This window comes from Allobosea sp. P4_E12 (genome assembly GCF_056401655.1).
This window is the reverse complement of sequence record NZ_JBFUIY010000016.1, coordinates 39,185-52,356: the sequence shown is the minus strand read 5'-3', so window position 1 is coordinate 52,356 and position 13,172 is coordinate 39,185. Positions and strand designations below refer to the sequence as shown.

The window sequence follows — 13,172 nt, the reverse complement described above, 5'->3', positions numbered from 1 at the left end:
GATGATCGATACCCGTGTCGCCACGCGTGGCAGACGCGTGCTTGTCACGCATGACCGGTTGGCCGAAGGCGCCATCCAGCTTCTCAACGCCCATGACGTCGATGTCTTCTTCTCGCCCGCCTATGCCGCGCCGGATCTCGTGGCCCAGCGGGTTGCCGAGCTGCAGGTCGATGCGCTGATCGTCCGGCAGGGCCGCGTCGATGACACGATCATCGCCGCCTCGCCCAGGCTCAGGGTCATCGCGAAGCACGGTGTCGGCGTCGACAACATCGATCTTCACGCGGCGGCATCGCGGAATATCCCTGTCATTCGCGCCATGGGCTCGAACTCGCGCGCCGTTGCCGAACACACGATCGCGCTGTCGCTGGCGTTGTTGAAGGACATTCCTCGCCTCGATCGGGCCGTGAAGGGTGGCGAGTGGCCGAAGCCCAGTTTCCTGGGGCGGGACATCGCCAGCACCGTGATGGGCCTTGTCGGCTTCGGCGCGATCGGCCAGGAGGTCGCGCGGATCGCCACCGGGCTTGGCATGCCCGTGATCATGCACGACCCCCATGCCCAACGCGAGATCGCGCAGTTTGGAAACGGGGGCAATCGTGATCTGGAAAGCCTGCTCGCGGAAGCCGATATCGTCAGCTTGCATTGCCCGCTGACCAACGCGACGCGAAATCTCCTCAATGCGGAGCGCTTCGGCCTGATGAAGCCGACATCCTTCGTCGTCAACACGGCGCGCGGTGGCCTGATCAGTGAGCCGGCTCTCTTTGAGGCGCTGCGCGAGGGCAGGATCGCCGGCGCCGGCCTCGACAGTTTCGCGCTCGAGCCGCCAGCCAAGGACAACCCGCTCTGGACTTTGCCCAACCTGATCGTGACCCCGCATATCGCCGGCGTGACACAGGGTTCGGCCAAGGCCATGGCAGAAATCGCGGCCCAGCACGTCATTTCCGTGCTGGACGGCAACGCAGCCGATGCACGCAGCCTGGCAAGGCTCGCGGAACTCGCTGCGGAATGAACCTGGCGCACGAAGCCGGGCAAACAGAAACAACCGGGAGGAGACGAACATGAGGATTGCCTACAAAGCCCTCGCGGGACTGGCGCTATCGGCGCTGACGTCGGTGGCGCATGCGCAGCAATATCCGGACAAGGCCATCCGGATGATCGTGCCATTTCCTCCCGGCGGCGGGACCGATGTCGTGGCCAGGGTCGTGGCGGCCAAGCTCAGCGAAACGACCGGCTGGACGGTGGTGCCCGAGAACAAGCCCGGCAGCGGCGGCAGCGTCGGCCTGGGCCTGGCCGGCAAGGCCAAGCCCGACGGCTATACGATCGTGCTGGCGCAGAACGCCAACATGGTCATCAACCCAATCCTCGGAAAGGCGAACTACGACCCGATCGCGGATTTCACCCCGATCGCGCTCACCGCGTCGGCGCCGCAGGTGATGGTCGTCGCCAAGGATTCGCCGATCAAGTCGGTCAGGGATCTCCTGAACACAGCAAAGGACAAGCCCAACGCCATTAAGTTCGCGACGCCCGGCGTCGGAACCAGCTCGCATCTTGCCGGCGAGTTGCTGCAGCAGCGGACTGCGGTGAAGTTCCTGCACGTGCCCTACAAGGGCACAGGGCAGGCCGTTCCCGATCTCCTCGGCGGGCGCGTCGACGTCTATGTCGCCTCGGTGCCCTCGGCGATGTCTCATATCAAGGAGGGCACGATGCGCCCGCTCGCGATCTTCGCGAAGGCCCGCAGCTCCGACCTGCCGGAGGTTCCGACCTTCGAGGAGCTTGGCGTCAAGGATTCTGAGGCCGTGACATGGTGGGGCGTGGCCGCCCCCGCCGGCACGCCTCACGCGATCGTCGCGCGCCTGAACACCGAGATCAACAAGATCCTGCAGATGCCGGACACGAAGGAGAAGCTCAGGGCGGCTGGCGCCGAGGCGATCGGCGGCACCGCACAGGAGTTCTCCGCCCTGATCAAATCGGACGTGCCGAAATGGACCGCGGTCATCAAAACCGCCGACGTCAAGGCTGACGACTAGGGCCGGGTTGGCGGCGGCCATTGCCTTGCGCTCGGGATTGCCGGCGCCGCCTGCACTCTCGGGCGCCTGCCCGAAAGGCGGCTCACTGCGGCATCGATCAGCGCCTGTTCCGGTGTTCAGGGCTGGCAGGTCGCAATCGGCGCGGTGAAGCAGCCATTGCGAGGTCCTGAAGGTCGGGCCTGAACTGCCGTGACACTCTGCAGCCAGACCAAGATCCTCGGATTGGCTCGCCCGGCAATATAGGGCCGGGACCATCCGGGAATGAGGCCTTTGGCTGCCGGGTTTGCGCCAAGGCGTGGCCCCGAAAGCCCGCTCGTTGCGACCCCGATGCCGGAGCATGGAGATCCTGATGAAATCGGATGTGATGAGAAACAAGGATGTCCTGTCCGGGCTGCTGTTCATGGGCCTGGGTTCGATCGCGCTCCATATCTCGCTCGATTACCGCTTCGGCAGCACGGTGCGGATGGGGCCGGGCTATTTCCCAAAAATCCTGAGCGGCCTGCTGATCGCGTTCGGCGTCGCCATCCTGATCAAGGGATTGAGGCAGGGCGGAAACCTGGCCGGTCCATGGTCCTGGGCTCCGCTTTTCCTGCTGACCCTGGCCATGGTGCTGTTCGGCTTCACGATCGAGCGCCTTGGGTTCCTGCCCGCGCTGGCGCTCATGTTCCTGGTCGCGGCCTATGCCGGCAACGAGTTCAGGCTGCGCGAAGTCTTCGTGCTGACCGCCGTGATGAGCTCTTTCGCCGTGATCGTCTTCATCTGGGGCCTGAAGCTGCCCTATCCGCTCTTCGCCTGGAATTTCTGAGCCATGGAGATGCTCGAACATTTCGCGCTCGGGTTCGGCGTCGCCATGACGGTCCAGAACCTGACCTATTGCCTTCTGGGCGTCGCGCTCGGAACGCTGATCGGCGTGCTGCCCGGGGTCGGGCCGCTGGTCACGATCTCGATGCTGCTGCCGATAACCTTCGGGCTCCCCCCGGTCTCGGCGCTGATCATGCTGTCGGGCATCTATTATGGCGCCCAGTATGGCGGCTCCACCACCGCCATCCTCGTCAACCTGCCGGGTGAAACCTCGTCGGCCGTGACATGTCTCGACGGCTACCAGATGGCTCGGAACGGCCGGGCCGGGGCAGCTCTCGCCACGGCTGCGATTTCGTCCTTCGTTGCCGGCTGCATCGGCACGCTGCTGATCGTGCTGCTCGGTACGCCGCTCGCGGGATGGGCGCTGCAGTTCGGCGCGCCTGAGTATTTCTCGCTGATGGTGATGGGGCTCGTTTCGGCATCGGTGCTGTCGCATGGCGACATGCTCAAGGCGCTTGCCATGGTTGTCGTGGGCCTGCTCCTCGGCCTTATCGGCACTGACGTGAACTCGGGCATGGAACGATACACGTTCGGCCTGCCCGAACTTGCCGACGGCATCGGCTTCACGGTTCTGGCGGTCGGCATATTCGCCTTGTCGGAAGTCGTGATGAATCTGGAGCAAAAAGAAGAGCGCGGCATCTTCAAGGCGAATATCGCCGGACTTATGCCAAGCCTGTCCGATCTGAAGGCGATCACCCTGCCGACCCTGCGCGGAACCGCGATCGGTTCGTTCTTCGGCATCCTGCCGGGTACCGGTCCTTCAATCTCGTCCTTCTCGGCCTATATGCTCGAGAAGAAGCTGGCACGGGATCCCTCGCGCTTCGGTCAGGGTGCGATCGAGGGCGTCGCGGCTCCCGAGGCTGCGAACAATGCCGCCGCCCAGACGGCCTTCATACCGACGCTCACGCTGGGAATTCCCGGAAGCGCCACGATGGCGCTGATCCTCGGCGCGCTCGTGATGAACGGCGTCCAGCCGGGACCGACGGTCATGACCCGCAACCCGGAGCTGTTCTGGGGCGTCATCGCCAGCATGTTCATCGGAAACGTCATGCTGGTGGCGCTCAACCTGCCGCTGGTTGGAATCTGGGTGCGGCTGCTGAGCGTGCCTTATCGCTGGCTCTTCCCGTCGATCATCATGTTCTGCGCGGTCGGCAATTACAGCATCAACGGCAGCGCGATCGACGTCTATCTCTGTGCCGGCATCGGCGTGCTCGGCTACGTTCTGGCCAAGCTCGACTGCCCGCCTGCGCCCCTGGTGCTCGGCTTCGTGCTCGGCCCCCTGATGGAAGAGAGCATCCGTCGCGCTCTGCTCCTGTCGCAAGGCGATTTCACGGTCTTCCTCACCAGCCCGATCAGCCTCGGCTTCCTCATCGTGACGATGCTGCTTCTCGGCAGCATGGTCCTGCCCGCGATCCGCCGGGGCAAGGAGCGCGTCGACCGCGAAGAGGCCGGCGCGACATAGAGCATGCTGCGAAAAGTGGCAACGGCTCTTCGCACCAAGCATGCTCTAAACTATTAGATTCGATCACGTTTTCTGCGTTTTGACGATTTCGTCCAAACGCAGCGTGATCGAGCCGGCCTCGCCCGTCATTGCCCCAAACGGGGCAATCCCTCGGCGCCACCACGGATGCATCTCGACCCCGGCTGGCTGGCGCAGACAGCAAAGGATAGCTCATGCTCGGATTTCGGATTCTCAAGCGTCGCCGCCAGGTCGACAGCAGCCTCATCGCGCGTTTCCGCGCGTTGCCGGTGGCCAATGTCAGCGATTCGATGTCGCGGATGACGGCGGGCGGCGCTTCGCTTCGCCCGCTTCATCGCGGCGGCGTCATGGCCGGGCCGGCCATCACCGTCAAGACACGCCCCGGCGACAACCTGATGATCCACAAGGCGCTCGATCTCGCCGCCCCAGGTGACGTCATCGTCGTGGATGCGGGTGGCGATCTCACGAACTCGCTGATCGGCGAACTCATGATCTCGCATGCGCAGACGCGTGGCATCGCCGGCATCGTGCTCCACGGAGCAGTGCGCGATGCCGCCTGGATCCGCGAGAACGACCTGCCGATCTTCGCAGCGGGCATCAGCCATCGCGGCCCCTACAAGGACGGGCCGGGCGAGATCAACGTTCCGATCTCGATCGAGGGCATGGTGATCGAGCCCGGCGATCTCGTCATTGGCGATGACGACGGCATTCTCTGTGTGCCCTTCGACCACGCCGACGCGATCTATGAAGCCGCGCGCAAGAAGCACGAGGCGGAAGAAAAGAAGATGCTGGCGATCAAAGAGGGCAAGGACGATCGGAGTTGGATCGATGCAACTCTTGCCCGCCTGGGATGCGCCATCGAAGCCTGACAGCGGCAAGCTGCACCCGCGTCGTCATCCCCCGCGGTCGGCTCGTCCGCCTGGGGAGATGACGCCGTTCGTTCCCGGCGACGAGCCGATGGTCACGAGGACGGGCTCAGTGGCTCGTATCTGAGATCAACAATAGAATCGTCTCACGAAGGGGAAGCGACGGCACGGCCCTCTCCTGCTGCCCACGCGCTGCGTCGGCGACCTGACACGATGCCTCTGCAGCACGGTGCAAGGGGGCATCGTAGGCACGTCCCGGCCGCCCTTCAGCGAATATCCCGATTTTTCAGATATTTAACACCCCATAAGGAGTGTGGCGCGGCCTACGGGAGTCGAACCCGTCTCCCCAGCGTGAAAGGCTGGTGTCCTAACCGATAGACGAAGGCCGCAAGGCTTCGGTTGCAATTCGTTGCAACCCATCGGAAGCGGGGCGAGCTATAGTGCGACATTCCCGGATCGGCAAGCCTGAGTTTGGCAAATTCTCGACGCCAGATAGCAGTCATGCACAGGCCAGATGGGCTCACACCACCCGGGCAAGATCGATCACCCGCACTTCCACGGTTTCCTTGCCGCCCCAGCGGTTGAGGGTGAGGCTTGCGGCCAGATGCACGCTTTCGCCGCGTGCGGCCAGTAGCGCACGGCCCAGCGGTTCCTGGGCCACGCGGAAGGCAATACCGCCGATCGTGGCGCCATCGCCGCTGCGGAGCTTGATCCTGACATGGCCGCCGCTGCCGATCTCGACTGCATCGACCAGGCGATGCGAGGGAAAGACGAAGACGGGCTCGGGGCAGCCGGCGCCATAGGGGCCGGCCTTCTCGATTTCCGCCAGCAGGCGGGGATTGGCGCCGCCCGCGCTCATCGCCGCATCGACGAGCAGCGATTCCGATTCGCGCGCCTGGGCGACCTCCGGAGCGAGACGTTCGGCGAGAAAGGCATGGAAGGCCGTATCCTGCCCCGGGGCCAGCGTGACGCCGGCCGCCATGGCGTGGCCGCCGCCTTTCACCGCAAGCCCCGCGTCCACCGCCTGCCTGACGGCGCGGCCGAGATCGACGCCGGCGACCGAACGGCCCGAGCCGGTCGCGCCGCCCTCCCCGTTCTGCGCCAGCGCAAAGGCTGGGCGGCGAAAACGCTCCTTGAGGCGCGCCGCGACGAGACCGACGATGCCGGGATGCCAGTCGGCCGAACGCGCCAGCAGGACCGGCAGGTCCTCAGCTTTCGTCAAGGCGTACTCGGCCTGCGCCACCGCCTCCTCGACGGCGAGCTTCTCGATCTCCTGCCGCTCCTGATTCAGGCGGTTAAGTTCGGCGGCGATGCTGCGCGCCTCGATCTCGTCGGCAGTCATCAGCAGCCGCGCGCCAAGGCCGGCATCGCCAATGCGTCCACCCGCATTAATGCGCGGCCCGAGCAGGAACCCGAGATGCCAGGGCTGAACAGGGCCATCGAGCCCGGCGACGTCGAGCAAGGCTGCGAGGCCCGCCCGCGTGCGGCCGCGCAGCATCGCGATGCCCTGCCGGACGAAGGCGCGGTTCAACCCCTTGAGCGGCACGACATCGGCAACGGTCGCAAGTGCGACGAGATCAAGCGAGGCGAGCAGATCCGGCTCGGCGCCACGCTGCGCCCAGAAGCCCTGCCGACGCAGTTCTCGGGCGGTCGCGACCAGCGTCAGGAAAACGACCCCGGCGGCGCAGAGATGGCCGAGCCCCGAGAGATCGTCCTGCCGGTTCGGATTCACCAGCGCCTCGACCTGCGGAAGCTGTTCAGGCGCCTGGTGATGGTCGAGCACGACGACATCCAGGCCGAGCCGGCGCGCTTCTGCCAGCGGTTCATGGCTGGTCGTGCCGCAATCGACCGTGACGAGCAGCGTCGCCCCCTCGGCGGCCAGCATGCGGATGGCTTCGCTGTTGGGGCCGTACCCCTCGATCAGCCGGTCCGGAATGTGAATGCGCGGCCGGGCGCCGGCATCGCGCAGAAAACCCGCCAGCAGGGCGGAGGAACAGGCGCCGTCGACGTCGTAGTCCCCGAAGATCGCGACGGCCTCTCGTGTTGCAACCGCGCTTGCCAGGCGCGCGGCAGCCGCATCCATGCCGACCAGGGTCGAGGGGTCGGGCAGGAGATCGCGCAGCTTCGGCTCGAGATAGCGCATGGCATCGGCAGCCTCGACGCCGCGTCCGGCAAGCACGCGTGCCACGATATCGGGGAGCCCTTCGACCTGCGAGAGGGCCTCGGCACGGCCGAGCCCTGCGGCATCGAGCCGATCACGCCAGATGCGGCCGAGCGCCGAGCTGGTGACACCGAGAAAAGGGCGCTGGGCAATCATATTCATACCCAAGGGGTTCGCGCAGCCCGGGCCATTCGTCAACCGGGGCCGGGCCGCCTTGTCGCCGCAGACGGTGTCGCCATAGTGGTTGCGGGGGAAATGGCCTGGCGAAGGGGCTGATCATGCCGCTCGATGCAGATGTCATCGTCATAGGGGCAGGCCTCGCCGGCCTCGTCGCCACGGCAGAGCTTGCCGATGCCGGGCGCAGGGTCATCCTGCTCGACCAGGAGCCGGAACAGTCGCTCGGCGGGCAGGCCTTCTGGTCCTTTGGCGGGCTCTTCCTGGTCGATTCGCCGGAGCAGCGCCGGTTGCGGATCCACGACTCACGTGAGCTTGCACTGCAGGATTGGTTCGGCTCGGCCGGCTTCGATCGCGACGAGGACGAGTGGCCGCGGCGCTGGGCAAAAGCCTATGTCGATTTCGCAGCCGGCGAGAAGCGCAGCTGGCTGCACCGCCAGGGCATCCGCTGGTTTCCCATCGTCGGCTGGGCCGAGCGCGGCGGCTATCTCGCAACCGGGCATGGCAATTCGGTGCCGCGTTTCCACGTCACCTGGGGCACCGGCCCCGGTCTGCTCGAACCCTTCCTTCGACGCGTGCGCGAGGCTGCGGCAAGCGGGCTGGCTTCGCTGCGCTTCCGCCATCGCGTCACCGGGCTGACGAAGAGTGCAGGCGCGATCGACGGCGTCGAGGGCGAAATCCTGGAGACGAGCGGGGTCGGACGCGGAGAGGCGAGTTCCCGCGGCATCGTGGGCCGGTTCGCGCTGAAGGCCCAGGCCGTGATCGTCTGTTCGGGTGGCATCGGCGGCAATCATGACCTCGTGCGGCGACACTGGCCTGCGCGACTGGGTACGCCGCCGAAGCGCCTGCTGTCGGGCGTACCGGAGCATGTCGACGGCAAGATGCTCGGGGTCACCGAAGCGGCCGGCGCGCGCCTGATCAATGGCGACCGGATGTGGCACTATGTCGAGGGCATCCGGAACTGGAGCCCGGTCTGGCCGAAGCACGGCATCCGCATCTTGCCCGGCCCCTCCCCGTTCTGGTTCGACGCGCGCGGCAACCGACTGCCTGTGCCGCTCTTTCCCGGCTTCGACACGCTCGGAACGCTCGAGCACATCATGAAGACCGGCTTCGACTATTCCTGGTTCGTGCTCGACCGGAGCATCATCGCCAAGGAATTCGCGCTTTCCGGTTCGGAGCAGAATCCCGACCTTACCGGCAAGAGCTGGCGCAAGGTGATCGAGCGCGCCACTGCCGGCATTCCGGGTCCGGTTCAGGCGTTCATGGACAAGGGCGAGGATTTCATCGTCGAGGCGGAGTTTTCGCGCCTCGTCGCGCGCATGAATGCCCTGACGGGCGACAACCTGATCGACGAGGCGCGTCTTCGCGCCGAGATCGAAGCACGCGACCGCGAGGCCAACAGCGCCTTCGGCAAGGACCTGCAGCTGACGGCTCTGCGCGGCGCACGCGCCTATATCGGCGACCGGTTGATCCGAACCGCAAGGCCGCACCGGATCCTCGATCCACGGCACGGCCCGTTGATTGCTGTGCGCCTCAACATCCTGACGCGCAAATCGCTGGGCGGGCTTTTGACCGACCTGTCTTCGCGCGTGCTCGGAGACGATGGATCGCCTCTAGCCGGCCTCTATGCGGCTGGCGAAGCGGCCGGGTTCGGCGGTGGCGGACTACACGGCTATCGTGCACTCGAAGGAACCTTCCTTGGCGGCTGCCTGTTCTCGGGCAGGATTGCCGGACAGGAAGCAGCGCGCGCGGTTCGCTGAGTAGCGCCGGCGACCTCGCCCTGAGCGACATGAGACAGCAGCGTCCCGGCCAAATTTAGAGAAAAGCGAGAAGAACAGCGACATTCCTCGCTTTTTAGACATGTCGTTCCGCAAACATAGGGCAGATGCAGGGCCCTCATGCCGTTCCGGCACTTTTAGCTTGCAACCGTAGCCGAAGCTGCGAAGTTCCTCAGCGGAAGACTTTGTCGATACCAAGGAGGCTCCGTGTCCTGGGTTCACTCTGTCCTGAACCAATCCCCCGAGATCGCACTCTTCTTGTCGCTGGCGATCGGATACTGGATCGGCAAGTTCCAGTTCGGGAAATTCCAGCTCGGCGGTGTCGCCGGCTCTCTGCTTGTGGCGGTCGTGATCAGCCAGGTCGGCGTCTCCATCGACAACGGCATCAAATCGGTCCTCTTCGCCCTGTTCATCTACGCGGTCGGTTTCGAAAGCGGGCCGCAATTCTTCCGCTCGCTCGGCCGCCAATCGATCCGCGAGATCGTCATGGCGGCGGTCCTCGCCCTCAGCGGCCTAGCGACCGTCGTCGTGCTGGCGCGGGTGATGGGGCTGGATAAGGGCCTCGCAGCCGGCATTGCGGCCGGTGGCCTGACCCAGTCGGCCATCATCGGCACCGCGAGCGCCGCCATCGGAAAGCTCGGCCTCGCAGCGGAAGAGGTGCAGCGCCTGCAAGGCAATGTCGCGGTCGGCTACGCCGTCACCTATATCTTCGGCTCGTTCGGCGCGATCATCGTCTGCGTCAACGTCCTGCCCTGGCTGATGGGACGGACCATCCGCGACGACGCGATCAAGGCCGAGACCGAGCTTCTGGCCGGCGCCAAGATTTATGGAGCCGGCGAACATGCCGCTGCTCCCGATCTCGTCGGACGGATCTTCCGCATCGAGGCCGGAGCCGGCAAGACCGTCGAAGACCTGGAGGCGAGCGCCCCGTCCCCCGTCAGCATCGAACGCGTCAAGCGCGGCGGCGCCTTGATTGCGGTGCAGCCTTCATTGCCGCTGACGGCCGGCGACATCGTCCTCGTCATCGGCCGACGGGTCGGCGTCGTCGGGCTGGCTCCCAAGTTGGGGGCCGAGCTGCAATCCTCGGAAGGCATGGATGTCATCGTCGTCACGCGCGACGTCGCGATCACCAATCCCGATTTCGTGCGCAAGACAGTCGCCGAAATCAATGCGGCCACCGCGGGGCAGCTCCGCCACGGCATCTATGTCATCGAGGTCAAGCGGGCCGGCAAGCCGATCGTCCTGAAAGGCGACACGATGATCGAGCCTGGCGACGTCGTCACCCTCTACGGCACGTCGGACGATGTGCAGCGCATGGCACGGATCGTCGGCAGCATCATCCTGCCCAGCGACAAGACGGATTTCGTCTTCCACGGCTTCGGCCTCGTCGTCGGCCTGCTGATCGGTCTTCTGGTCGTTCGCATCGGCTCGATCCCGCTGACGCTCGGCAGCGGCGGCGGCGCCCTGCTCTCCGGCCTCGCCTTCGGTTGGTATCGCAGTCGCAACCTGACGGTCGGCAACATGCCGACGCCGGCCTCGACCCTGCTGCGGGATCTCGGCCTCGCCGGGTTCGTCGCGGTCGTCGGGCTGCAATCGGGCCTGCAGGCGGTCAGCACGGTCCTACAAAGCGGCGTCTCGATCTTCATCGCCGGGGTCATCGTGACGATCCTGCCGCTGATCATCACCATGCTGGTTGGCCGCTACATCCTTCGCTACGACAACACGGCCATTTTCGCCGGTGCCCTTTCCGGCTCGCGCAGCGCCAATCCCGCCTTTGGCGAGGTGCTCGACAAGGCCGGCAACTCCATACCGACCACGCCCTTCGCCATCACCTACGCGCTGGCGAACGTGTTCCTCACCCTGCTAGGTCCCCTCGTCGTCGCCTTTGCCTGAACCAGCCGGAGACGCCCCATGACCATCGACTATTCGCAATATGCCAAGCTGAGCCCCTTCGAGCTGAAGGACGAGCTGATCAAGCTCGCCTCCAGCAGGGAAAACCGGCTGATGCTGAATGCCGGGCGCGGCAATCCGAACTTCCTGGCGACGCTACCGCGACGGGCCTTCTTCCGCCTCGGCCTGTTCGCCGTCGCAGAAGCGGAACTCAGCTATTCCTACATGCAGAACGGCGTTGGCGGGTTGCCCAAGATCGCGGGCATCGAGGGCCGCTTCGAGCGCTTCACGGCCGAGCATCGCGATCAGCAGGGCGTCGTCTTCCTCGGGCGCGCGCTGAGCTATGTCCGCGACCAGCTCGGTCTTTCAGCCTCGGATTTCCTGCATGAGATGGTCGAAGGCATCCTGGGCAGCAATTACCCCGTGCCGCCGCGGATGCTGAAGGTCAGCGAGGACATCGTCCGGCAATACATCGTCAAGGAGATGATCGGCGGCTTCCTGCCGGCGGCGAGCATCGATCTCTTTGCCGTCGAAGGCGGAACCGCCGCGATGACCTATATCTTCAACACGCTGAAGCAGAACGGCCTGCTCAAGCGCGGCGACAAGGTCGCCATCGGCCTGCCCGTGTTCACACCCTATATCGAGATCCCGGAACTCGACGAATACGGGCTGGAAGAAGTCGCGATCAACGCCGACCCCAAGCAGGACTGGCAATACCCGGACAAGGAGCTCGAGAAGCTCAAGGACCCGGCGATCAAGGTGTTCTTCTGCGTCAACCCGAGCAACCCGCCTTCCGTCAAGATGGACGACCGTAGCCTGGATACGGTCGCGCGCATCGTTCGGGATCACCGGCCCGACCTCACCATCCTCACCGACGATGTCTATGGGACCTTCGCCGATAATTTCCGCTCGCTCTTTGCGATCTGCCCGCAGAACACCATGCTGGTCTACTCGTTCTCGAAATATTTCGGTGCGACCGGCTGGCGGCTCGGCGTGATCGCGACGCACAAGCAGAACATCTTCGACGATCAGCTCGCAGCCTTGCCAGAGTCCACCAAGGTCGCGCTCGACAAGCGCTACGGCTCGCTGCTTCCCGATGTGCGTTCGTTCAAGTTCATCGATCGGCTCGTCGCCGACAGCCGCACCGTTGCACTCAACCACACGGCCGGCCTGTCGACGCCGCAGCAGGTGCAGATGGTGCTGTTCTCGCTCTTCGCGCTGATGGACGAGGGCGATAACTACAAGACCGAACTCAAGACGCTGATCAGGCGGCGCGAAGCGGCGCTCTACCGCGAGCTCGGGCTTCCGCCTGAAACCGGGCCGAATGCCGTCGACTACTACACCTTGCTCGATCTCGAAGACATCGCGCGCAAGCTGCACGGCCCCGAATTCGCGGCCTGGGTGAAGGATCGCGCGAGCGCCGGCGACCTTCTCTTCCGCATCGCCGACGAGACCGGCATCGTGCTCCTGCCCGGTCGCGGTTTCGGCACGCAGCAACCGGCAGGTCGCGTCTCGCTCGCCAATCTGAACGAGTTCGAATACGCCCGGATCGGCCACGCCTTGCTTGGCATGGCCGACGAATTCTATGCGGAGTTCAAGAAGAAGGGCGGGAAACCAGCCAAGGCCAAGGATTCAGCCGCGAAGAAGCCAGGCAAGAAGAAGAAATCCTGAACCCGATCGCACGCTAAATCATCGGACCGGATATCGTATCCGGTCCGATGATCTAACCTTCTGCGTTTGCATAGGCTTTCCCGAAAACCGCAATCCACTTTTCGGGCCGATGCTTTAGGCCATCGGCCGCATCATCCCTCACCGCAACGTTCGGTTTTGGATGATGCGGCCGGATGGGTCCGGATAAATTCCGTGATGTTTTCCTGTTCGGGAACGCCGATCGGAGACGGGGCCTCACGGCGAACCGCAGCGCCAGCCGAGTCAGCG

The 13,172-nt window shown here is 64.9% G+C and carries 9 protein-coding genes and 1 tRNA gene; 8 read left to right on the top strand and 2 right to left on the bottom strand.

Annotated elements, in window-relative coordinates; genetic code table 11:
* The first annotated feature begins 1 nt into the window (after position 1).
* The 5 genes from AC1DW9_RS20475 to AC1DW9_RS20455 all read left to right on the top strand — a co-directional run bounded on the left by AC1DW9_RS20475 (position 2) and on the right by AC1DW9_RS20455 (position 5,234).
* Entirely contained in the window at positions 2-1,006 is a 1,005-nt protein-coding gene (locus tag AC1DW9_RS20475) for a hydroxyacid dehydrogenase (RefSeq protein WP_441490911.1), read from the top strand.
* Between the two features lie 49 nt (positions 1,007-1,055).
* On the top strand, positions 1,056-2,024 hold the full coding sequence (locus tag AC1DW9_RS20470; RefSeq protein WP_441490912.1) for a Bug family tripartite tricarboxylate transporter substrate binding protein: 969 nt from the start codon (positions 1,056-1,058) through the stop codon (positions 2,022-2,024).
* Between the two features lie 349 nt (positions 2,025-2,373).
* Positions 2,374-2,829, top strand: coding sequence for a tripartite tricarboxylate transporter TctB family protein (locus AC1DW9_RS20465; protein WP_441490913.1), 456 nt, complete (start codon positions 2,374-2,376; stop codon positions 2,827-2,829).
* A 3-nt stretch (positions 2,830-2,832) separates the two neighbouring features.
* A complete protein-coding gene (locus AC1DW9_RS20460; RefSeq protein WP_441507044.1) occupies positions 2,833-4,347 on the top strand; it encodes a tripartite tricarboxylate transporter permease in 1,515 nt (504 codons plus the stop codon).
* 212 nt (positions 4,348-4,559) lie between these two features.
* Complete coding sequence (locus AC1DW9_RS20455) at positions 4,560-5,234, top strand: RraA family protein (protein WP_441490915.1); 675 nt, start codon at positions 4,560-4,562, stop codon at positions 5,232-5,234.
* Between the two features lie 311 nt (positions 5,235-5,545).
* Here AC1DW9_RS20455 and AC1DW9_RS20450 read toward each other — a convergent pair.
* A tRNA-Glu gene (locus tag AC1DW9_RS20450) sits at positions 5,546-5,620 on the bottom strand.
* A 131-nt stretch (positions 5,621-5,751) separates the two neighbouring features.
* Positions 5,752-7,554, bottom strand: coding sequence for a single-stranded-DNA-specific exonuclease RecJ (recJ, locus tag AC1DW9_RS20445; RefSeq protein WP_476776364.1), 1,803 nt, complete (start codon positions 7,552-7,554; stop codon positions 5,752-5,754).
* A gap of 116 nt (positions 7,555-7,670) precedes the next feature.
* Here recJ and AC1DW9_RS20440 point away from each other — a divergent pair, with 116 nt between their 5' ends.
* From AC1DW9_RS20440 to AC1DW9_RS20430, 3 genes are all read left to right on the top strand, one after another.
* The gene (locus tag AC1DW9_RS20440; protein ID WP_476776363.1) at positions 7,671-9,326 is read left to right on the top strand and encodes an FAD-binding dehydrogenase; all 1,656 of its coding nucleotides are present in this window, start codon (positions 7,671-7,673) and stop codon (positions 9,324-9,326) included.
* Between the two features lie 225 nt (positions 9,327-9,551).
* On the top strand, positions 9,552-11,237 hold the full coding sequence (gene aspT, locus AC1DW9_RS20435) for an aspartate-alanine antiporter (RefSeq protein ID WP_476776362.1): 1,686 nt from the start codon (positions 9,552-9,554) through the stop codon (positions 11,235-11,237).
* Positions 11,238-11,255: 18 nt separating this feature from the next.
* Positions 11,256-12,905, top strand: a complete 1,650-nt coding sequence (locus AC1DW9_RS20430; RefSeq protein WP_476855169.1) for a bifunctional aspartate transaminase/aspartate 4-decarboxylase — start codon at positions 11,256-11,258, stop codon at positions 12,903-12,905.
* Positions 12,906-13,172: the final 267 nt, after the last annotated feature.

Coding starts and splice junctions, on each gene's coding strand:
- AC1DW9_RS20465 (WP_441490913.1), top strand. CDS start 2,374: ATGAAATCGGATGTGATGAGAAACAAGGATGTCCTGTCCGGGCTGCTG.
- AC1DW9_RS20440 (WP_476776363.1), top strand. CDS start 7,671: ATGCCGCTCGATGCAGATGTCATCGTCATAGGGGCAGGCCTCGCCGGC.
- recJ (WP_476776364.1), bottom strand. CDS start 7,554: ATGAATATGATTGCCCAGCGCCCTTTTCTCGGTGTCACCAGCTCGGCG.
- AC1DW9_RS20475 (WP_441490911.1), top strand. CDS start 2: ATGATCGATACCCGTGTCGCCACGCGTGGCAGACGCGTGCTTGTCACG.
- AC1DW9_RS20460 (WP_441507044.1), top strand. CDS start 2,833: ATGGAGATGCTCGAACATTTCGCGCTCGGGTTCGGCGTCGCCATGACG.
- AC1DW9_RS20455 (WP_441490915.1), top strand. CDS start 4,560: ATGCTCGGATTTCGGATTCTCAAGCGTCGCCGCCAGGTCGACAGCAGC.
- AC1DW9_RS20470 (WP_441490912.1), top strand. CDS start 1,056: ATGAGGATTGCCTACAAAGCCCTCGCGGGACTGGCGCTATCGGCGCTG.
- AC1DW9_RS20430 (WP_476855169.1), top strand. CDS start 11,256: ATGACCATCGACTATTCGCAATATGCCAAGCTGAGCCCCTTCGAGCTG.